The organism is Pseudomonas sp. FBCC-B1565 (assembly GCF_059133265.1).
The window spans coordinates 743,368-762,767 of record NZ_CP101438.1 but is presented as its reverse complement, the minus strand read 5'-3'; the positions used below and the strand labels follow the sequence as shown (position 1 = coordinate 762,767).

Annotated in this window: 22 protein-coding genes; 9 read left to right on the top strand and 13 right to left on the bottom strand. The window is 60.1% G+C overall.

All coding sequences use genetic code 11. The features are described from left to right. Nucleotides 1-336 precede the first annotated feature (336 nt). The 8 genes from NL123_RS03615 to NL123_RS03580 are packed head-to-tail and all read right to left on the bottom strand — an operon-like array spanning nucleotide 337 to nucleotide 6,341. Nucleotides 337-1,494 carry a glutathionylspermidine synthase family protein gene (locus tag NL123_RS03615; protein WP_494357228.1) on the bottom strand — a complete coding sequence of 386 codons (1,158 nt, stop codon included), beginning with the start codon at nucleotides 1,492-1,494 and terminating at the stop codon, nucleotides 337-339. Between the two features lie 12 nt (nucleotides 1,495-1,506). Continuing rightward, nucleotides 1,507-2,217, bottom strand: coding sequence for a DUF1190 domain-containing protein (locus NL123_RS03610; protein ID WP_494357227.1), 711 nt, complete (start codon nucleotides 2,215-2,217; stop codon nucleotides 1,507-1,509). 18 nt (nucleotides 2,218-2,235) lie between these two features. Beyond that, nucleotides 2,236-2,664 (bottom strand): DUF350 domain-containing protein, encoded by a 429-nt coding sequence (locus tag NL123_RS03605; RefSeq protein ID WP_494357226.1) that lies wholly within the window; start codon nucleotides 2,662-2,664, stop codon nucleotides 2,236-2,238. Nucleotides 2,665-2,679: 15 nt separating this feature from the next. Continuing rightward, entirely contained in the window at nucleotides 2,680-3,354 is a 675-nt protein-coding gene (locus NL123_RS03600) for a DUF2491 family protein (RefSeq protein WP_494357225.1), read from the bottom strand. Beyond that, nucleotides 3,341-4,375 (bottom strand): ion channel, encoded by a 1,035-nt coding sequence (locus tag NL123_RS03595; RefSeq protein ID WP_494357224.1) that lies wholly within the window; start codon nucleotides 4,373-4,375, stop codon nucleotides 3,341-3,343. The genes NL123_RS03600 and NL123_RS03595 overlap by 14 nt, the downstream gene beginning before the upstream one ends. A 52-nt stretch (nucleotides 4,376-4,427) precedes the next feature. Beyond that, entirely contained in the window at nucleotides 4,428-4,988 is a 561-nt protein-coding gene (locus NL123_RS03590) for a rhomboid family intramembrane serine protease (protein WP_494357223.1), read from the bottom strand. 55 nt (nucleotides 4,989-5,043) lie between these two features. Next, a complete protein-coding gene (locus NL123_RS03585) occupies nucleotides 5,044-5,742 on the bottom strand; it encodes a PspA/IM30 family protein (RefSeq protein WP_078050361.1) in 699 nt (232 codons plus the stop codon). Between the two features lie 17 nt (nucleotides 5,743-5,759). Continuing rightward, complete coding sequence (locus NL123_RS03580) at nucleotides 5,760-6,341, bottom strand: YjfI family protein (protein ID WP_494357222.1); 582 nt, start codon at nucleotides 6,339-6,341, stop codon at nucleotides 5,760-5,762. A 371-nt stretch (nucleotides 6,342-6,712) separates the two neighbouring features. On the opposite strand from NL123_RS03580, the gene ycaC (NL123_RS03575) reads away from it, so the two are divergent. Next, nucleotides 6,713-7,345 carry an isochorismate family cysteine hydrolase YcaC gene (gene ycaC, locus NL123_RS03575; RefSeq protein WP_494357221.1) on the top strand — a complete coding sequence of 211 codons (633 nt, stop codon included), beginning with the start codon at nucleotides 6,713-6,715 and terminating at the stop codon, nucleotides 7,343-7,345. Between the two features lie 66 nt (nucleotides 7,346-7,411). Here the strand turns inward: ycaC (NL123_RS03575) and NL123_RS03570 are convergent, their stop codons facing one another. Beyond that, a complete protein-coding gene (locus NL123_RS03570) occupies nucleotides 7,412-8,344 on the bottom strand; it encodes a nucleotidyl transferase AbiEii/AbiGii toxin family protein (protein WP_494357220.1) in 933 nt (310 codons plus the stop codon). Then, nucleotides 8,334-9,098, bottom strand: coding sequence for a type IV toxin-antitoxin system AbiEi family antitoxin domain-containing protein (locus tag NL123_RS03565; protein ID WP_494357219.1), 765 nt, complete (start codon nucleotides 9,096-9,098; stop codon nucleotides 8,334-8,336). Before NL123_RS03565 ends, NL123_RS03570 begins: the two co-directional genes overlap by 11 nt. A 208-nt stretch (nucleotides 9,099-9,306) precedes the next feature. On the opposite strand from NL123_RS03565, the gene ycaC (NL123_RS03560) reads away from it, so the two are divergent. The 8 genes from ycaC (NL123_RS03560) (at nucleotide 9,307) to NL123_RS03525 (ending at nucleotide 17,497) form a co-directional block, all read left to right on the top strand. Beyond that, complete coding sequence (gene ycaC, locus NL123_RS03560) at nucleotides 9,307-9,939, top strand: isochorismate family cysteine hydrolase YcaC (protein WP_494357218.1); 633 nt, start codon at nucleotides 9,307-9,309, stop codon at nucleotides 9,937-9,939. A gap of 124 nt (nucleotides 9,940-10,063) precedes the next feature. Continuing rightward, nucleotides 10,064-10,708 (top strand): NAD(P)H-dependent oxidoreductase, encoded by a 645-nt coding sequence (locus NL123_RS03555; RefSeq protein ID WP_494357217.1) that lies wholly within the window; start codon nucleotides 10,064-10,066, stop codon nucleotides 10,706-10,708. Continuing rightward, nucleotides 10,647-11,027: a MerR family transcriptional regulator gene (locus NL123_RS03550; RefSeq protein ID WP_494357216.1), complete on the top strand. Its 381-nt coding sequence runs from the start codon at nucleotides 10,647-10,649 to the stop codon at nucleotides 11,025-11,027. The genes NL123_RS03555 and NL123_RS03550 overlap by 62 nt, the downstream gene beginning before the upstream one ends. 89 nt (nucleotides 11,028-11,116) lie before the next feature. Next, nucleotides 11,117-12,256, top strand: coding sequence for a Fic family protein (locus NL123_RS03545; RefSeq protein ID WP_494357215.1), 1,140 nt, complete (start codon nucleotides 11,117-11,119; stop codon nucleotides 12,254-12,256). Nucleotides 12,257-12,331: 75 nt separating this feature from the next. Beyond that, nucleotides 12,332-12,574, top strand: a complete 243-nt coding sequence (locus tag NL123_RS03540) for an exodeoxyribonuclease VII small subunit (protein ID WP_248484875.1) — start codon at nucleotides 12,332-12,334, stop codon at nucleotides 12,572-12,574. Continuing rightward, nucleotides 12,571-13,458 carry a (2E,6E)-farnesyl diphosphate synthase gene (gene ispA / locus NL123_RS03535; protein ID WP_248484877.1) on the top strand — a complete coding sequence of 296 codons (888 nt, stop codon included), beginning with the start codon at nucleotides 12,571-12,573 and terminating at the stop codon, nucleotides 13,456-13,458. The genes NL123_RS03540 and ispA overlap by 4 nt, the downstream gene beginning before the upstream one ends. A gap of 110 nt (nucleotides 13,459-13,568) precedes the next feature. Further along, nucleotides 13,569-15,467: a 1-deoxy-D-xylulose-5-phosphate synthase gene (gene dxs / locus NL123_RS03530; protein ID WP_494357214.1), complete on the top strand. Its 1,899-nt coding sequence runs from the start codon at nucleotides 13,569-13,571 to the stop codon at nucleotides 15,465-15,467. A 140-nt stretch (nucleotides 15,468-15,607) separates the two neighbouring features. Further along, nucleotides 15,608-17,497, top strand: a complete 1,890-nt coding sequence (locus NL123_RS03525; protein ID WP_494357213.1) for a TonB-dependent receptor domain-containing protein — start codon at nucleotides 15,608-15,610, stop codon at nucleotides 17,495-17,497. Here NL123_RS03525 and NL123_RS03520 read toward each other — a convergent pair. The 3 genes from NL123_RS03520 to ribA are packed head-to-tail and all read right to left on the bottom strand — an operon-like array spanning nucleotide 17,494 to nucleotide 19,306. Further along, entirely contained in the window at nucleotides 17,494-18,276 is a 783-nt protein-coding gene (locus NL123_RS03520; protein WP_494357212.1) for a cobalamin-binding protein, read from the bottom strand. The two genes, NL123_RS03525 and NL123_RS03520, sit on opposite strands and share 4 nt — an antisense overlap. Next, on the bottom strand, nucleotides 18,273-18,692 hold the full coding sequence (locus NL123_RS03515) for a nuclear FMR1 interacting 1 family protein (protein WP_071493707.1): 420 nt from the start codon (nucleotides 18,690-18,692) through the stop codon (nucleotides 18,273-18,275). The genes NL123_RS03520 and NL123_RS03515 overlap by 4 nt, the downstream gene beginning before the upstream one ends. Next, entirely contained in the window at nucleotides 18,689-19,306 is a 618-nt protein-coding gene (ribA, locus tag NL123_RS03510) for a GTP cyclohydrolase II (RefSeq protein WP_016978544.1), read from the bottom strand. The genes NL123_RS03515 and ribA overlap by 4 nt, the downstream gene beginning before the upstream one ends. Nucleotides 19,307-19,400 lie beyond the last annotated feature (94 nt).

Genomic DNA, 19,400 nt, shown 5'->3' with positions numbered 1-19,400 from the left:
GTGGTTTTGCGCTATCCACCTTGCCTGGCGAAGCGGAGGAGTTCCCGCGGATGCCCCTACTATTCAGCCAGACGAGATGTGGGCTGAGCGATTTGAAGGCTGGTGAGGCTTGTCAAAAACAAGCTGAAGCAGTCCCCGAGAAGCCGGCCACAAGCCGGCTTTTTAATGTCCGTAAATCCCCCTAGTGAATTGTCCAACAAGCTGTTGGACAATTGAATGACCAAAAGCGGGCGGCTCACAGCCCCTCATTCCGGCTATCTCTTCCAGATCCAGATAACGAGAATTTGAGGCTGCTACACAGCCCAACGCGGGGCAAGCCCGCTCGCCACAAGACGCTCAATCAAGTATCAAGTGCGGCAAAAACCGACTCGAATCCTTCGTGATCAAACTATTATCCTCCCGCACCCCAATCCCCGCCGCCTGGTCCCCGATCACCCAAGACCCAATCAACGTATAGCTGTCCCCGAACCGTGGCAGCGGTGCAAACTCCTGAAGAATAAACGGCGCATCCGTATAAGGGCCGTCCTCCTTCACGATCAGGCCGTCAGCCGTTTGCAATTCAATATTCGCCCCTTCCCGCGAAAAAAACGGCTTACGCACCCAGCCCTTTGGCACAGCTTTACCCGGCTCAGTATCCAGGTGCGACGCCAGCAAATTCGGATGCCCTTTGTTGAACTCCCACAACAACGGCAGGATGCCTTTGTTGGAAAGAATGGCCTTCCACGCAGGCTCGAAAAACTGCGTGTCGCACTGGGCAATCGCCGCACCAAAGGGCTCGTGAAAGATGAATTCCCAGGCGTGTAGTTTGAACAGGTGGGGAATCCAGCGATCTTCGAGGTCAACGAAGCGACCTTCTGCGGTCAGGCCGATGTCTTCGATGTCGATGTGGCGTGATTCGATACCGACTTTTTCTGCGACGAGGCGCAGGTAGTCGGTGGTGCCTTTGTCTTCGACCGAGTCTTTCATGGAGGCGAAGTAGAAGGGCTGGCTGACCTGCAGTTGGGCGAAGGCCTGGTGCAGTTTGGTGTCGATGCTGTTGAATTGGTCAGCGTGCTTGGGCAGCAGGCCGCGTTCGATGCATTGTTCCAGCCAGCCCCATTGGAACGCCGCGGCTTCGTAGAGGCTGGTGGGGGTGTCGTAGTTGAGTTCGAGCAGCTTGGCGGGGCCGGTGCCGTTGTAGGAGAAGTCCATGCGCCCATAGAGGTGCGGGTGGCCTTCGAGCCATGAGGTGCGGATCATGTCGTAGAACGGAGCGGGGATGCTCAGGCGGTCGAGCAGTTCTTCGCTGTGGACCACGCGAGCGACGAGGTCCATGCACATGTCATGGACCTCGGTGGTCGGGTCTTCGAGGTCGTGCTCGATTTGCTTGAGCGTGAACTGGTAGTACGCGCTTTCGTCCCAGTAGGGTTCGTTGTCGATGGTGTGGAACAGAAAGCCGAGGCTGTCGGCGGTCTGTTTCCAGTCATGACGTTCTGCGCAGTGGATCTTCTTCATGGCCCGTCTTCCTTAGCTACTCGACCCGCCGCCGCCCCAGCCGCTACGTGCGCTGGCCTTGCTGCCGAAGCCGCCACGGGAGGTGGCCGACGCCACGGAGCTCGACTTGCTGGGCGTGCGCAGCGTGTTGGTGTAATTGCTGCTGCCGTAGCGGGCCTGGTTGGAACGGCCGAAGGTGGCGCCATTGGAGACGCGCTGGTTGAGCGTCGAGTTGCCGTAGTTGCCACGATCATCGCGATAGCGGTACACCGGTTCGGAGCGGTAGCTGTTGCGATTGTTGCTCAGCATGTTGCCGATCAGCAGGCCGGTCAGCAGGCTGCTGGTGGAGAAGCCTGAGCCGCCACTGTTCGCTTGGGAGCTGGCTTGAGCGTTGGCCGCGTCGACCTGGGATTGTGTCACCTGGCCTTCGGCGGTCAGTTCGAAACCGCCCAGCCGGGGGATGAACTTGCCGGTGGAGTCCTGCTGGCACCAGTCGGCGACAAAGTCGGCATCGCAATCGGCCTGGCTGTCGTACACCGGTGCGATGCGGCGATGCTCGGCCATGGCGGTCATGTAGGCGTCCGAGCAGACGTCCACCGGGAGTTTTTCGTCGGCGCACTGCTGGACGGACTGGAAGTTGTACTTCTTCTGCAGGTCGTAGGTTTTTTCCGTCGGGCCGCAGCCGGAAATCGCCATGGCGACCGACGCTGCCAGCGACAGCTGGACGTACTTGCTTCGTTTCATCGGGAGCTCCGTGCGCGATCAGTTCTGGGTAGGCGTCATGCACGCGGCATTCAACATGCCGACGCTGATGGCCACGGCGGCGACGTAGATGCCGGCCGCAAGCTCGCCGTTCTTGATGCGCTGGGACGTGCCCTTGAGCACCAGGCTGGTCAGCAAAAACGCCAACAGCTGGACGACGGCGGCGATCACTGCCCACACGACAAAGTCGAGCACGCTGATCGAGTAGGCAATCACGTTGCTGGCCGGAATGGCGAAACCGACGATGGCACCGCCCAAGGCGACCGCCGCGGAGACGTTACCCGCACGAATCAGTTCGAATTCCTTGTGCGGGGTGATGCGGGTGTAGATGAACTGGAACAGCGCGAACAGTACGGCGGCCCCGAGGATATAGATCACAAACCCGAGCACGGCGGCTTTGTTCAGGGAGATGGAGAGAGCTTCTAGCATGAATGGCTTCCTTGTTTAGAGCGCGTTCAGGTCGGTTGTGTACAGCGAAATGCCCAGCGAGGTGCTCAGGCTGATGGTGCCTTCAGCGTCTTCTTCGACGGAAAACAGCAGGAACTCGCGTCGATCGGTCAGGCCGGTGTCACGGGCATATAGCATCGAGCGGTGCTCGACGCTGTAGGAATCCTCGGGGTTGATCACGCGCTCGCTCATGGCCACCAGTTCGGTCTGGCCCTCCTCGCTGCCCCATACGCGCGCGTATTCGACGCCGTCGTGGGTGTAGGTCGGCAACCCGATCAGGCTCTGCGGCCCCGCCAGCCGACGCAGTTCGGCTTCACTACTGATGGTGATGTAACTGAGGTAGTTAAACAGGATCACCGACTCGACCTGCCCGGCGATGTCACCCGTGGTGTGCACCTGCAACCAGTAGTCTTCGTCGTTCATGTAGTAGCGCGACAGCCAGGTCGACTGCCCGAGGTCGACGGTGCCGTTGCTCCAGATTTCCTGGGAGCCGGGGATAACCACCGAGGTGTGCCCATCCAGCAGCAATTTCAGGGTGGTGTCGAACATCACGCCTTTGTCCGGTGCCAGGCCCAGCGGCCCAGTGGTCGGCAGGGCTTCGGCGGCGGCGTGGTTCGGTTGTGGGTTCGCGTTCGGGGCCTCGAGCCCCATCAACTGTTTAAACCATCCCATTGGAGATTTCCTTGAGGCGGGTGGAGGCGATGTAGAAGAGTTCGCCACCCTCAACGCGCGTGGCGCTGGGCGGGTTGATCGACGGTTGCTGGGCGCCCTTGGCGCGATAACCGATAAGGGTGGCGTTGTGATGTTCTTTCATCCGGGTGTACAGGTCGCCGAACGTGGCTTCAAAGGCCTCGGGCAATTTCATCAGGTATTGGGTGGCGCCCTGCCCCACGCACAGCAGCTCATTGATGACCACCGACGAGCCCGGGTCCTGGGAGGCACGCACCAGCATCTCGATGGCCATGCTTGAGGTGCATTCCAGACGCGGCGCGTAGGAGCTGGCGAGTGCGGCAATTTCGCTTTCATTGAAGTGCGCGACCACATGCCCGACAGGGTTGAGTTGATTCACCGCCAGCACCGTGGCCAGGGTCAGGTCGTCAGACGGGGTTCGCACCAGCACACGCTCGGCACCGGGCACACCGGCACGCAGCAATAGCGCCGTGGAAGACAGGCTGTCACCGCGGATAAATGCGGCCTTGCCCGGCATCGGGTTTTCGTCGAGGGTGCAATCGCAGATGACGATCAGGTTGTCGTTCGAGGTTTCGTCCTGCAGCAGCAACTCGATGACCCGCTCACTGGACGCGCCTTCCCAGCCAATCAGCACGGTATGCCCGACCTTGCCGGTGAAATCACCTTTGCCCTTCATGCCTTTTCTCCATGCATCGATGACGCTGCTGGTGGTTTTGCCGATGGCTGCCGTCAGCAGCGCAATGCCGCCGAGCATGATCCAGGCGGCCACGAAAACCCGCCCGGCGGAAGTCTGCGGCGCAAGATCGCCATAGCCGACGGTCAGCGTCGTGGTGAGATAGAAGTAAACAAATGTGGCGAAGGCGGTGAGGTGCTGTTCGCCCAGCACCACCAGGCCCAGATAAGCCGTGCTCAGGTGTACGCCCAAGGCGATGACCAGGCCCGCCCAGCCGAAGCGGTGAAACAGGGACGAGGCGTACATGCGCAACAACAGAAAAATCGACATTCTTGCCCCTGATTCCCTGGGTACTTGTCATCGCCTGGAGGCGCAAGTGCGTTCAGCCGGCATTAAACCTGCTGCGCGGCGTAGAGAGAAGTACCTTGGCTGCAATAAATCCGGCGAATGCACCAAACAGATGCCCCTCGAATGAAACACCCTGGCGAGGCATAAAGCCAAGGACCAGTCCGCCATACAGTACCGCCACGACAGCGGCCGTTATCAGGTTGCTCCAGCTCCGGTGGAACCAGGCGCGCGACAACAGGTAGGCCCACAAACCGAAGACCCAACCACTGGCCCCCACGTGCACGCCGGCAAAGCCGAACAGCCAGACCAGCGAGCCGCCCAGCAGGATGATGATCGCGCTGACGGTCACGAACCGATTGAGCCCTTCGATAATGACCAGGGTGCCCAGGATCAAAAAAGCAATCAGGTTCGCGCTGAGGTGCGCAAACGACCCGTGCAAAAACGGTGAGGCGAGTATGCCGAACAGCCCCTGCAGCGTTCTCGGGACCAGGCCGAATGCCATGAGGCTGTAACCGGTCGCGACATTGACCAGTTGCAACGCGACCATGAACAGCGCCAAGCCTGCGATTGTCTTGAAACCCTTCAGGGCATCCATCCTGACCTCGACATAATAAGAAGGGCAGACACTGCCCTTCCTGCATCGCCGTTGCTTACTCGGCCGACTTTTGCTTCAGACGTTCCAGAATCGCATTGGCACTGCCTTCGTTCGGCGTGATGCCGGCTTCACGCAGCTTGCGTTCCAGGTCGGTACCGGTCGACGCTTCGGCCAGTTCATCCTGGGCTTGCAGTTCAGCGGCACGTTGCTGCTGCTTGGCCTGCAGACGATTCAGCGTACCGACGGCGGTTTCCAGCTTGCCGTTGGCCCCACCGCTGGCGATGGACGCGCTGACCTGGGCCTTCTGTACGCTTTCGCGCGCCTTGGCCATGTCCACTTGCTGGCGCAGGCTTTTGATGCGGCTTTCAGCCTTGGTGATGTCCTTGCGCATGCTGTCCGCATAGGCGCCGAACTCGGTGGCCTGCTTGTGCTCGGCGTCCCGCTCGCTGGTCAGGGTCGAGATGGCTTCGGCCACTTCCAGGGCGAGGTCTTCACGATTGGCCTGCAGGGCAGCCATCGCCTTGGATTCCAGGTCCTTGATCTTGGCGTCGTACTCGCTGACACGATCCGTGGCCAGCTTGTGCTTGGCCATGATGCTGACCAGCTCACGCTTGGCATTGGCCAGCGCGGTGTCTGCATCGCGAATTTCCTGATCGAGAATGCGCAGGGCCTGCTGGTCGACGATTGATTCGCCGACTTCGCTGGCACCGCCACGCAGCGCGGTGAACAGTTTGCTCCAGATGGATTGAGTCATTGGATACTCCCGGATACTTAATTGAAGAAACGTTCAAAGGCTTCGCTAGCGCGTTGCACGTTGTCGACCAGGGTTTTCACCTCGGTCACGATGTTGGTCAGGCTGGAGTCGGAGCTCAATGCGCCGAACATGTTGTAGACCACCTGCCCGTTCGGCATGGACTCGATGCCGATGGAGGACAGCGGGAACATTTCCCGGCTGCGCAGCACCGCATCATTGAATTTCGCGACATCGTTGATGGACTCGACATCGACCAGCACGGTGTCGACGATGATCTGCTCACCCACCACCGCAATGTAAATCGGCAAGCCGCCGAAGTCGTTCATCTCCAGCTTGATGCTCGACTCGGAGCCTTGAACCAGAGAAAGCGTAATGTCGTTGGAGACCACGTCGTCCAGGGCCTGAAGCGCCGTGAAGAGGCGGTCGATATTCCAGTTGTTACCTGCGCTCATGAAATTCTCCGACATGAATGAGCCAGCCAGGATCGGCTGGCGAAGCTGTTTCTCCATCTGCTTGAGCAGGCTTCGGTTTTCGGGAAGCACCCAAGTCTCGTGTTTCACATAGCCGGCGGCCGCCAGGCCCGCGCGCATCTGCTTCATGTAAAAGCTCGATGGTTTTTTCGCGGACGACTTCAAGCGCTCTCCCTGAAGGCTGGCTGAATCGGTATCGGGCCCTGTTGGGGGGCTCGATGGAGAGCTGCTTTTCATGGTGCTGACCTCGTTGTGAAAAACTCACGCGTGAGAAAATCTACAGGCTATGTTCGCGCTTCTCAATAGCTCACGCGTGAGATTTTTTTCCTTACATTTTCCTGTCACAAAAAGGACCTGGCTTCTTGTTCAAGAGACAATTGTCTCCTTTGAGTTGACGGTATTACCTATTCCAGCCGATTTATCCCCCGCAGCCCACCCATTAATCTGTGCCCATGTTGAACGCAACGCCCAACCAACCTGAACAAAAAAAGGATTCAACCATGAGCACTGCAACCTACAACCGCTTGAACAAAGACGACGCCGTAGTCCTGCTGGTCGACCACCAGACCGGCCTGATTTCCCTGGTGCAGGACTTCTCGCCCAACGAGTTCAAGAACAACGTGCTCGCCCTGGCTGACCTGGCCAAGTTCTTCAACCTGCCGACCATCCTCACCACCAGCTTCGAACAAGGCCCGAATGGCCCGCTGGTGCCGGAACTGAAAGAGATGTTCCCGGACGCGCCGTACATCGCCCGCCCTGGCCAGATCAATGCGTGGGACAACGAAGACTTCGTTAAGGCGATCAAAGCCACCGGCCGCAAGCAAATCATCATTGCTGGCGTGGTCACCGATGTGTGCGTAGCCTTCCCGACCTTGTCGGCGCTGGCGGAAGGGTTTGATGTGTTCGTGGTGACCGATGCCTCGGGCACGTTCAACACCACGGTGCAACAAGCGGCTTGGAGCCGGATGACGCAAGCCGGAGCACAGATGATGAACTGGTTCTCGGTGGCCTGTGAGCTGCACCGCGACTGGCGCAACGATATCGAAGGCCTGGGGAACCTGTTGTCCCAGCGCATCCCTAACTATCGCAACTTGATGAATGGTTATGCGGCGCTGACGGCCTATCAGAAGTAAATCAACCGAACCTCGCAACAAGCCTGCCCTGAAAAGCAGGCTTTTGTTGCTGTGCGCAGGCCACTGTTAAAACGGTGACCCGACCAACATTTGTCCGGCTACACGGTCCAGCACTGCAAATGCCTCTTCACGCTTTTCAACAGACATTCCAGCAATATTGCGTAGCTTCCATTGCACCGCAGGTAGCTTATCAATACCGTCCAGGGCCAGCAGCGCCCAATCAGGCTTTGCACGCTTAAGTGAAAGCAAAAAAGCAGCATCTTGCGCACAAAACTGCTGCCGTATCGCCTCAAGCAACCCATGCCGGGTACTCTCCAACTGTTCAAGCGTGACAGGCTCACGGGTCATGCCGGCAAACTCCGCTTGGAATATGCCCGCGAGCGGTTTCCACCGTGGCGCGAGCAGCTCGCTCATCGGCCTCCGATGACTGATCAAGTACACCAGAAAACCCTCGAAGATTTCCCGCGTCAGCCCCTCCTCGCGGAGCATCAGCATCACGTCGAAAAGATCCCGGGGATGCTGCCGATCCAGCGCAGCGCAAATCTTGCCACCATACAAATCGGGCAACGAGACCATAGGGATAGAAGCGAACCCGAATTGATCTTCAACCAACGCCACGACATCACGCTCTTGCGGCGCATGAACAGTGCCCCGCATCACGGGCGAAACTTCGATCTTGATTTGAGCAAACGGGCTGCGTACCAGCACTCGCAGCTCATCGTCTCGATTTGTTTGGACCGTCGCACCGACGTGAGGTAAGCCTCGCCCAACCGCATCCGCGATGCGTTGGAGCGCCAGACGGACATCGCCTAATGCCTGTTGGCGATCAGAACTTGGCAGGTACGCCAGGTCTATGTCCACCGACAGACGAGGGAGATCACGTATGAACAGATTGATGGCCGTCCCCCCTTTCAGGGCAAAACACCGCTCTGCCGCTACGTGAGGGATGACCTGGACCAACAATCGAACCTGAGCGGCATAACGAGCATCAAGCGCCACTGGCAAAACTCTCCGGCACGGTGATTAGGAACTCTTTATCGAGTCGACCACCCCGGATGAGTTGGCGTTTGCCTTTACCTAGATCGATGCTGGAAAGATCTATTCGCTCATACCACACGTGTCGCGCGTTTCGCGCCAGCAGGAGGAAAACACGTTTGACGCGAATCGAGTTGCACGCTTCAAGCAACTTCTGCAGGCGCCTGGGGCTCAGTGAGCCCAAACCGCTGAACACATCAGCGACATGACTGAAGAGCATCTCGTCGGCGGCTTGATGAATAAGCTCAAGTACGGCGCGTTCCGGGGTTGCGATTTTTAACTCAAATCGGCTGTAAGGGACCTGGAAAACTTGTAACGCCATATCTTCCATTTCCGCGAAAAGTCCACCGGGATAGAAGTTCACGTCGACGCCCCAAGGGTACTTGCGGAACCAGCCCGCAAGCACAGCGCCCGGTGTTCCGAACAGATCGACAGCCTGCTTTCCAAAGGCGAGGTAATGGCTGTAGCCGAGCAAACTCAACGCCGTCGCGCCGCCCGGCCAAATATGTACCGATGCATTTTGCTGCAAAGCGAATACCCCGCCCTGCCAATCCAGATCATCGCCGCAGCGTTTCCACGCGCCATGGCCCACCCGCTCGACCCAACCACTGCGCTGATACTTTTGGATCAGGCTGGGGCCGACGCCATGGCTATGCAGCCAGGCTTGCGTCGCAATGGAGCCCGGTGGCCAATCAGTCAGCAGGCGGTTTATTTTCATGGTAAATAAGCACCTATAAGGTCATTTTTTTCATAAATACTAAACCATCCTCAAGATTATTTCTGCGATAAACCATAGATAAACAATCGTCTCCTTTGAGTTGACGGTATTACCTATTCCAGCCGATTTATCCCCCGTAGCCCACCCATTAATCTGTGCCCATGTTGAACGCAACGCCCAACCCACCCAAACAAAAAAGGATTCAACCATGAGCACTGCAACCTACAACTGCCTCAACAAAGACGACGCCATTGTTCTGCTGGTCGACCACCAGACCGGCCTGATTTCCCTGGTGCAGGACTTCTCGCCCAACGAGTTCAAGAACAACGTGCTCGCCCTGGCTGACCTGGCCAAGTTCTTCAACCTGCCGACCATCCTCACCACCAGCTTCGAACAAGGCCCCAACGGCCCGCTGGTGCCGGAGCTGAAAGAGATGTTCCCGGACGCGCCCTACATCGCCCGCCCTGGTCAGATCAATGCGTGGGATAACGAAGACTTCGTCAAGGCAATCAAGGCCACCGGTCGCAAGCAGATCATCATTGCCGGCGTGGTCACCGATGTGTGCGTAGCGTTCCCGACCCTGTCGGCGCTGGCGGAAGGGTTTGAGGTGTTTGTGGTGACCGATGCGTCGGGCACGTTCAACACCACGGTGCAGCAGGCGGCGTGGAGCCGGATGACGCAAGCCGGAGCACAGATGATGAACTGGTTCTCGGTGGCCTGTGAGCTGCACCGCGACTGGCGCAACGATATCGAAGGCCTGGGAAATCTGTTGTCCCAGCGCATTCCTAACTATCGCAATTTGATGAATGGGTATACGGCGCTGACGGCCCATCAGAAGTAACTCAACCGAACGTAGCCCTAAGCCTGCCCTGAAAAGCAGGCTTTTGTTGCTGTGTGCAGCACACGCTTGACTCTCCCCTATACGGCAACCCCTACCCTGAAACGCCCTGTTCAGGACCTCACCCATGCCAACGCGCATCCTGGTTATTCTCGGCCATCCATCCGCAAACAGCTTTTGCTCTGCCCTGGCCGACACCTACACCCACTCGGCAAAAACCGCAGGCCATGAAGTACGCGTCCTGCGCCTGGGCGGCCTGGCTTACGATCCCGTCCTGCGCCATGGCTACAACCAGTTCCAACCCCTGGAGCCCGACCTGCTCAGCGCCCAATCCGACATCCTCTGGGCCACCCACCTGACATTCGTTTTCCCAATCTGGTGGGGCAGCATCCCCGCCTTGATGAAGGGCTTTATCGACCGCGTTTTCCTACCCGGTTTTGCCTTCAAGTACCAAACCGGCAAGGCGTTTCCCGACAAACTCCTGAGTGGCCGGACCGCTCACCTGTTGGTGACCCTGGACACGCCGCCGTGGTATTACCGCTGGTTCTACCGCATGCCCGGCATCCACCAGATACGCAAGACCACGCTGGGATTGTGTGGGGTCAAGACAACCCAAACATTGCTGTTGGGACCGGTGCTGGGCTCTACTGCCGCGCAGCGGGACCGGTGGCTGGAACAGGCCGGCGCTTTAATCGGAAAAGGGAGTTTTCATGTACATCGGCAAAGCCGCGCAGTTGTCGGGCACCACCATCAAGGCGATTCGTCACTATGAAGCAATCGGGCTGCTGCCGGCGCTGCAGCGTCAGGGCCAGTACCGGGTTTATTCGGCGCAGAGCGTCGAGTTGCTGATGTTTATCAAGTGCGCACAGCAGTTGGGGTTCAAGCTCAAGGAGCTGCAAGAAATTCTTCGAGACCACGCTGGCGGTACATTACCTTGGGATCGGGCGGATCAGGCCATCGCTGACAAAAAACACGCGCTGGCCATGCAGATTACGACGCTGCAACAGATGCAAGCAGGGCTGCTTGAGTTCGAAGGCCAGTTAAAAGATGCACATGGCCGCTGCTCTCAACTGGTAACCGCGCCGCGCTAAGTGGACGATGAGCCGAATAGAATGCACAATCGGCTCACTCAATGAGCCGAATAAATGTGGTATTCGGCTCACTCATCAGGTATTCGCCCATGAACCGTCCTTTCTGGATATGGCAACACGCCGACTGGCCGCACTTCCACTGGCAACCGGGACGCCTGGCCGTCGTGCTGCGTGAGTGCGGGCACGCGCAGGGTCGGCTAATGGGCATGCTCGGCACCGTCAGCCAGGCGGTCAGTGCACAGAATGAGCTGGATGCCTTGCTGCAAAACATCCTGACTTCTTCGGCAATCGAGGGAGAGCAACTGAATGTCGGCTCGGTGCGCTCGTCACTGGCACGACGAATGGGCCTGGAGGCGATGAAAGACGGTCAGGTCAGCCGTCGCAGCGAGGGGCTCGCAGAGCTGATGATGGATGCCACGCAACAATTTGCCCAACCCTTCACCCTCGCTCGCCTATTGAATTGGCACCACTTGCTATTCCCTGCTCAGCATGAAGGCTTTGCTGCGCGCGCGCTGAACATCGGGGCGTTGCGCGGGGATGAGCCGATGCAGGTGGTATCGGGGCGACTTGATCGACCAACGGTTCATTTCGAGGCGCCGCCGCGCAAAGGCCTGGAACACGCGCTCGGTGAGTTTCTGGAATGGTTCGACACCAGCCGCAACCAACCGGAACTGGACCCACTGGTCCGCGCCGGCGTGGCACATTTCTGGTTTGTCACCCTGCACCCCTTCGATGACGGCAATGGTCGTCTGACGCGTGCCATCACCGATTTGGCGCTGGCCCAAGGCGAGCATCAAGCTATCCGCTTTTACGCCATGTCGGCCAGCATCCTCGAAGACCGCGCTGGCTATTACACCGCGCTGGAATCCAGCCAGAAGGCCACGCTGGATATCACCGACTGGCTGGAATGGTTCCTCAAGACCCTGCTGCGCAGCCTGGAACAAGCGATAGCGCGGATTGACCGGGTCTTGGACAAGAGCCGTTTCTGGCAGCAGCACCGTGACCTCGCGCTGTCTGCCGAACAGATCAAGGTACTCAACCGCCTGCTCGATGGCGATGAAAAGGGTTTTGAGCACGGTATCAGCGCGGCGCAGTACCAAGCAGTGGCAAAGGTGTCCAAGGCCACGGCGACGCGTCATCTAGCTGATTTGCTGGAAAAGAACTGCCTGATCCGACTCCCCGGAGGCGGCCGCAGCACGCGGTATCAAGTCAATACAGCGGACAAGTGATACCCCCGCTCATTTGCCCAGAATCCCCATGTCTGCTAGTGTCCCGCCGGTTTACCGTCTACCGGAATAGCCGCCATGGCCCGCAAAAAAGTTGCACTCGATTTCGAACAATCCCTCGCCGACCTGCAATCCCTGGTCGAGCGGCTGGAGAACGGCGAGTTGTCGCTGGAAGACTCGCTGACGGCGTTTGAGCAAGGCATCGGCCTGACCCGTGACTGCCAGAGCGCCCTGGCGCAGGCGGAGCAGAAGGTGCAGGTGTTGCTGGAACGTGACGGGGAGTTGGCCGAAGAACCTTTCGATGCGGAACAGCCCGAATGATCGACGCGTATCAGGCCAGTAGCCAAGCCCGGGTGAATGCGGCGCTGGAACCCTTGTTTGTTGCGCCAAGCCCCGAACTCAAGCGTCTTTATGAAGCCATGCGCTACAGCGTGATGAATGGCGGCAAGCGCGTGCGTCCGTTGCTGGCCTATGCCGCCTGCGAAGCCTTGGGCGCAAGCGCCGAACAGGCCAACGGCGCGGCCTGTGCGGTGGAGTTGATCCACGCCTACTCCCTGGTGCATGACGATTTGCCGGCGATGGACGACGACGATCTGCGTCGCGGTCAGCCCACCACCCACAAAGCCTTCGATGAAGCCTGCGCGATCCTCGCCGGTGACGGCCTGCAAAGCCTGGCGTTCAGCGCACTGCTGGACCCGGCATTGAGCAGCGTGAATGCCGAGATCCGTTTGCGCATGGTCACCGCCCTGGCCGTGGCGGCAGGCCCGGCCGGCATGGTCGGCGGCCAGGCCATCGACCTCGGCTCGGTCGGCCAGAAGCTTGATCAACAGGCGCTGGAATACATGCACCGCCACAAGACCGGTGCCCTGATCGAAGCCGCCGTACACCTGGGAGCACTTGCCAGCGGGCGGGCCGACGCCGCTCAGTTGGCCGCGCTGAAGACCTACGCGCGGGCCATCGGCCTGGCCTTCCAAGTGCAGGACGACATTCTCGACGTCGAAAGTGACACCGCCACCCTGGGCAAACGCCAAGGCGCCGATATCGCACGGGACAAACCGACTTATCCTGCGCTGCTCGGGCTGGAAGCCGCCAAGGCCTATGCCCTGGAACTGCGCGACCAGGCCCTGGATGCCCTGCGACCTTTCGACGCGGCGGCCGAGCCACTGCGTGACTTGGCGCGGTATATCGTCGAACGCCGGCACTGATAACGGCGGCCTTTAGGGCCGCATATCGGCCAAGTTCGGCGCTCTGCGTGGGCAGTTTGCGATGCTTGAGGTAAACTGCCGCCTCTTCTATACCTATAACGATTCGCCTGATGCCCACGACGTTTCAAGAGATTCCCCGCAAGCGCCCGTCCACGCCCCTGCTCGACCGTGCTGTCACGCCGGCCGGCCTGCGTCGACTCGGTGAAGCCGAGCTGGAAACCCTGGCCGATGAGTTGCGCCTGGAATTGCTCTACACGGTCGGCCAGACCGGTGGGCATTTTGGTGCTGGCCTGGGCGTCATCGAGCTGACCATCGCCCTGCATTACGTGTTCGACACCCCGGACGACCGGCTGGTGTGGGACGTGGGCCATCAGGCGTATCCGCATAAAATCCTCACGGGCCGCCGCGAGCAAATGGGCACCCTGCGCCAGAAGGACGGCATTGCCGCTTTTCCGCGCCGCGCCGAGAGCGAGTACGACACCTTTGGCGTCGGCCACTCCAGCACCTCCATCAGTGCAGCGCTGGGCATGGCGATTGCCGCCCGCCTGCAAGGCAGCGACCGCAAGGCAATTGCCGTGATCGGTGATGGCGCGCTGACCGCCGGCATGGCCTTCGAAGCGCTGAACCATGCGCCTGAAGTGGACGCCAACATGCTGGTGATCCTCAACGACAATGACATGTCGATCTCGCGTAACGTCGGCGGCCTGTCGAACTACCTGGCCAAGATCCTCTCCAGCCGCACCTACGCCAGCATGCGTGAAGGCAGCAAGAAGGTGCTCTCGCGTCTGCCCGGCGCGTGGGAAATTGCCCGGCGCACCGAAGAATATGCCAAGGGCATGCTGGTGCCCGGCACGCTGTTCGAAGAACTGGGCTGGAACTACATCGGCCCCATCGACGGCCACGATCTGCCGACCCTGATCGCCACGCTGCGCAACATGCGCGACCTCAAGGGCCCGCAGTTCCTGCATATCGTCACCAAGAAAGGCAAAGGCTTCGCCCCGGCGGAAGTCGACCCGATCGGCTATCACGCCATCACCAAGCTGGAACCCCTGGACGCTCCTGCCGCCGCGCCGAAAAAGGCCAGCGGGCCGAAGTACTCCGGTGTGTTCGGCGAATGGCTGTGCGACATGGCCGCCGCCGACCCGCGCCTGGTGGGCATTACCCCGGCGATGAAGGAAGGCTCCGACCTGGTGGCGTTCAGCGAGCGTTTCCCGCTGCGCTACTTCGACGTGGCGATTGCCGAGCAGCACGCGGTCACGTTTGCCGCCGGCATGGCGTGTGAAGGTGCCAAGCCGGTCGTGGCGATCTACTCCACCTTCCTGCAGCGCGGCTACGACCAGTTGGTGCATGACGTGGCGGTGCAGAACCTCGACGTGCTGTTCGCCATCGACCGCGCCGGCCTGGTGGGCGAAGACGGTCCGACCCACGCCGGCAGCTTCGACCTGTCCTACCTGCGTTGCATCCCCGGCATGCTGGTGATGACGCCGAGTGATGAAAACGAACTGCGCAAGATGCTCAGCACAGGCCACCTGTACAACGGCCCGGCCGCCGTGCGCTACCCGCGCGGCAATGGCCCGAATGCAGTGATCGAAAAGGACCTTGAGCCTATCGAGGTCGGCAAGGGCATCGTGCGTCGCCAAGGCAGCAAGGCCGCCTTCCTGGTGTTCGGCGTGCAATTGGCCGAAGCACTGAAAGTCGCCGAGAAGATCGACGCCACTGTGGTCGACATGCGCTTCGTCAAACCCCTGGATGAAGCCCTGGTGCGCGAGATTGCCGGCAACCATGAGCTGCTGGTGACCGTTGAAGAAAACGCAATCATGGGTGGCGCCGGTGCGGCGGTCAGCGAGTTCCTGGCGCGGGAGAATATCCTCAAGTCGGTGCTGCACCTAGGCTTGCCGGATGCGTACGTCGAACATGCCAAACCGGCGCAGATGCTGGCGGAGTGTGGGTTGGACGAGGCCGGCATTGAGGCATCGGTGCGCGAGCGCATGGCGTTGCTCGGCCTGTAGAAACCGGATCAAAAGGTGGGAGGGGGCTTGCCCCTGATAGCGGTGGCTCAGTCAAAATTATGCTGACTGACACGACGCCATCGGGGGCAAGCCCCCTCCCACATTTGATTTGCGCCATCTTCAAATGCCATGGACAGCCCATGAAACACCTTAGCCTCAGCTTGCCCCTGTTACTGCTAACATCCCCCGAACTACTCGCCGACACCCGCGACGACGCGCTGAAGCTCCCCAACGTGGTCATCAGCGCCAACCGCCAGGTCCAGGCGCGCAACGACAGCAGCGCCGCCAACACCGTGTTCACCCGCGACGACATCGACCGCCTGCAACCCACCAGCCTCACCGACCTGCTAAGCCGTGTGCCCGGCATGCAAATAGCGCCCACCGGTGGCCGTGGCAGCTTGCCCGGGGTCTATATACGTGGCACAAAATCCGCACAAAGCCTGGTGTTGGTGGACGGCCAGCGCATTGCCAATACCACCTCCGGCGACAGCGGCCTGCAATATCTGAACGTCGACCAGATCGAGCGGGTCGAAGTACTGCGCGGCTCACGTTCGGTGATCTACGGCAGCGATGCGATTGGCGGGGTGATCCAGGTGTTCACCCGGCGCAATGCCGGGCAGGGCCTGCAACCACGTCTGAAGCTCGGGTTTGGCAGTAATAAGACCTGGGAGCGCAGCCTCGGCCTCTCCGGCGGCGATGAGTACACGCGTTTCAACCTTGGCGCGAGCCTGGATGAAACCGCCGGTATCAACTCGACGCACACCTCGTTCCCCAGCGATGGCGACCATGATGCCTACCGCAACCAGTCCCTCAGCCTGAACCTCAGCCATTCGTTCAGCGATGCGCTGGAGGTGGGGTTCAACCTGTTGGATAACCGGGGCAAGTCGGAATACGACAACAGCTTCGGCCGCTACGACGTCGCCACCGGGCAAACAGTGGGGCAAAAACCCTACACCGATTACACCGTGAGCAGCGCCAGCGGCTATGTCGACGCCACGCTCAACGAGCGCTGGCAATCGCGCCTGGAACTGGGCCATAGCGAGAACCGCGACACCAAGCGCGACACCCTCAGTGATGACTTCAGCGTGTTCAACACTTACCGCGACTCGGTCAACTGGCAGAACGACCTGACGCTGAATGAGCAGAACAGCCTGATTCTCGGCGGTGACTGGTACGAAGACCGCTTCCACGGCTCCACCACCCTCACTGAAAACAACCGCTGGAACCGTGCGGCCTTTGTGCAGCATCGCTTCCATGGCGAAGGGTTTTCCACCGAGCTGGGCCTGCGGCGTGACCAGAACCAGCAGTTTGGCGGGCAGAACAGCTGGAGCGGCACCCTGACCTTGCCGGTCAACCCGGACAACGACCTGCTATTGAGCTACAGCGAGGGCTTCCGTGCCCCGACATTCAATGACCTGTATTACCCGGACGAGTACGGCTTCAAGAACAGCAACCCGAACCTGAAGCCCGAAACCTCGAAAAGCTACGAAGTGCAATGGCGTAGCCAACTCAGCGACACCAGCCGTCTGGAAGCTTCGTTGTACCGCACCGACATCCAGGATGCGATCGTGTTCGACAGCGACGGCCCGCAAAACGTCAGCTCAGCGCGCATCAACGGCTTCGAAGCCGCGCTCAAGCAAGAGCTGTTCGGCTGGCAAGGCAACCTGGGGCTGACAATAATTGATCCACGAGACCGTGATTCCGGACGTACGTTGGCGCGTCGCGCCAGGCGCACCGTGAGCCTGGACCTGGATCGCCAATTCGACCAATTCGGCGTCGGCGCCAGCTGGCAAGCGGTCAGCAGCAGCTACGACGATACGAAGAACCAACAACCGTTGGGTGGCTATGGATTGCTCGGGCTGCGCGCCAGTTGGACGCTGAACCATGAAGTCACACTGAACATGAAGCTCGACAACCTGCTGGACAAAGCCTACAGCCGGGCGCTGTATCAGTACCAGGGCCAGCAATATGGCTACCGGGAAGAAGGCCGGGCGCTGATGCTTGGCGTGACCTGGACGCCGGACCTCTAGCCGGGCGCGATCACTTCACACAGTCGGGCCACGGCTTCCAGCATCTGCCCGCTGGGCCGCTCCAGGCCTTTATCCGGCACCAGCCGTACCCGCTCAGCCATCGTCGGCCAGACCTTCCAGGCGTCCTTCTGCGCCTGGTCGCCCACCAGAATCATCTCCGGATCACGCTGCAACACCGACTCGATGCTCACCTGCGGCGCCGGCAGCTTGAGATCATCAAACACATTGCGCGCGCCGCACACCCTTAACGCATCGCTGATGATCTGCCCGCCACCCACGGTGTACAGCGGCTGATTCCATACCTGGTAAAACACGCGCAATGGCTCGGCGCGCTGATAGCGCTGACGCAGCTCGGCCAGGCGTTGGCGCAACTGCGCGGCCAACTGTCGACCCGCGTCAGCGCGACCCAATTGCTCGGCAATGGCCTGGACCTGGGTGGTGAGCTGTTCAAGGCTATGGGGTTCGGCGACGTACACCGGGATATTCAGGCGCTGTAACTGCTCACGCTGGGCCGGGCCGACACTGCCGGGCCACAGCAGGATCAGGTCGGGCTTGAGGCTGAGCAGGCGCTCCATGTCCAACTGACCGTATTGCCCCACTGATGTCACTTGCACCAACACTGCCGGGCGTTCGCCGCCGTCGAGCACGCCGACCAGCATATCGGCTGCGCCCAGTTCGACCACGATTTCAGAGAGGGACGGCGCCAGGCTCACCACACGCTCGGCCGCCAGCGCCTGGGCACTGAATACCAGCAACACTGCCAGCCAGTGACGAATCATCCCAGTTGGCGGGGAATGCGGTAGAGGTAGAACAGCACCACGGTCGACAGCGCCAACAGGAACAGCGGTACCGCTTCCAACCCGACGAAGACCGACAACGCGCCGATCCAGGCCGGTACGGCCGCAACCAGCAACGCCGTGCGCCGACGGGCCGCCAGGGTGATCCAGGCAGCGGGTTCTTCGGGGGTATCGAGGGCTTTGGAGGTGGCGATCAACGCGTGTTTATAGCCGTTGAAGTAGCGCAGGCTGAGGAACATCGAGGCCACACCGGCAATGAAGAACGGCATGGCCAGCACCGGGAGCAAGGATTCGGCCTGGCCGAACACCAGGTTGAGCACAAACAGGGGGAGCAGCGCCAGGGCCAGGTACTGCCACCAATTGAAGGACAGTCGCCGTTTCACCTGGCCTCGGGTCACGCGCGGTCGACCTCGCCCTGGTGCTCGTTGCCCATCATGTGGTCGAGCTTGCTGGCCTTGGTGGCCAGGTAGAGTTTGTTATGCGGGTTGTGCCCGGTGTGCAGTGGCACACGCTCGGCCACGGTGATGCCCATCTCGGTCAAGGCTTTGACCTTGCGCGGGTTGTTGGTCATCAGGCGCAGGGATTTGACGCCCAGGTGTTCAAGCATCGGCAGGCAGATCGCGTAGTCACGCTGGTCGGCGGCAAAGCCCAGGCGCTCGTTGGCCTCGACGGTATCGGCGCCACCATCTTGCAACTCGTAGGCGCGGATCTTGTTCATCAGGCCAATGCCACGACCTTCCTGGCGCAGGTACAGCAGCACGCCACGGCCCTCACGGGCGATCGCGCGCATGGCGGCTTCCAGTTGCGAACCGCAGTCGCAACGCTGGCTGAACAACGCATCACCGGTCAGGCATTCGGAGTGCACCCGGCCAAGCACCGGCGCGCCATCGGCGATATCGCCCAGGCTGAGCACGACATGCTCGCGCCCGGTGGCTTCTTCGAGGAAGCCGTTCATGGTGAACGTGGCAAAAGGGGTAGGCAGCTTGGAAGCGGCGACGAAAACGACGGGCACCGTGTGCTCCTGATTTCAGTTTTTACAGAGGCGGCTATTGTAACAGCAGGTTCCTACAGACGCTTAAGCTGAATTATCGCTGATAAAGATCAAT

Bases quoted from the DNA above. Each gene is read 5' to 3' on its own strand.
- NL123_RS03595 (WP_494357224.1), bottom strand. From the start codon at position 4,375: ATGTCGATTTTTCTGTTGTTGCGCATGTACGCCTCGTCCCTGTTTCAC.
- NL123_RS03615 (WP_494357228.1), bottom strand. From the start codon at position 1,494: ATGAAGAAGATCCACTGCGCAGAACGTCATGACTGGAAACAGACCGCC.
- dxs (WP_494357214.1), top strand. From the start codon at position 13,569: ATGCCCACGACGTTTCAAGAGATTCCCCGCAAGCGCCCGTCCACGCCC.
- NL123_RS03525 (WP_494357213.1), top strand. From the start codon at position 15,608: ATGAAACACCTTAGCCTCAGCTTGCCCCTGTTACTGCTAACATCCCCC.
- NL123_RS03585 (WP_078050361.1), bottom strand. From the start codon at position 5,742: ATGACTCAATCCATCTGGAGCAAACTGTTCACCGCGCTGCGTGGCGGT.
- ycaC (WP_494357218.1), top strand. From the start codon at position 9,307: ATGAGCACTGCAACCTACAACTGCCTCAACAAAGACGACGCCATTGTT.
- ispA (WP_248484877.1), top strand. From the start codon at position 12,571: ATGATCGACGCGTATCAGGCCAGTAGCCAAGCCCGGGTGAATGCGGCG.
- NL123_RS03600 (WP_494357225.1), bottom strand. From the start codon at position 3,354: ATGGGATGGTTTAAACAGTTGATGGGGCTCGAGGCCCCGAACGCGAAC.
- NL123_RS03580 (WP_494357222.1), bottom strand. From the start codon at position 6,341: ATGAAGCAGATGCGCGCGGGCCTGGCGGCCGCCGGCTATGTGAAACAC.
- NL123_RS03540 (WP_248484875.1), top strand. From the start codon at position 12,332: ATGGCCCGCAAAAAAGTTGCACTCGATTTCGAACAATCCCTCGCCGAC.
- NL123_RS03590 (WP_494357223.1), bottom strand. From the start codon at position 4,988: ATGGATGCCCTGAAGGGTTTCAAGACAATCGCAGGCTTGGCGCTGTTC.
- NL123_RS03550 (WP_494357216.1), top strand. From the start codon at position 10,647: ATGTACATCGGCAAAGCCGCGCAGTTGTCGGGCACCACCATCAAGGCG.
- ycaC (WP_494357221.1), top strand. From the start codon at position 6,713: ATGAGCACTGCAACCTACAACCGCTTGAACAAAGACGACGCCGTAGTC.
- NL123_RS03545 (WP_494357215.1), top strand. From the start codon at position 11,117: ATGAACCGTCCTTTCTGGATATGGCAACACGCCGACTGGCCGCACTTC.
- NL123_RS03605 (WP_494357226.1), bottom strand. From the start codon at position 2,664: ATGCTAGAAGCTCTCTCCATCTCCCTGAACAAAGCCGCCGTGCTCGGG.
- NL123_RS03555 (WP_494357217.1), top strand. From the start codon at position 10,064: ATGCCAACGCGCATCCTGGTTATTCTCGGCCATCCATCCGCAAACAGC.
- NL123_RS03610 (WP_494357227.1), bottom strand. From the start codon at position 2,217: ATGAAACGAAGCAAGTACGTCCAGCTGTCGCTGGCAGCGTCGGTCGCC.
- NL123_RS03520 (WP_494357212.1), bottom strand. From the start codon at position 18,276: ATGATTCGTCACTGGCTGGCAGTGTTGCTGGTATTCAGTGCCCAGGCG.
- NL123_RS03565 (WP_494357219.1), bottom strand. From the start codon at position 9,098: ATGAAAATAAACCGCCTGCTGACTGATTGGCCACCGGGCTCCATTGCG.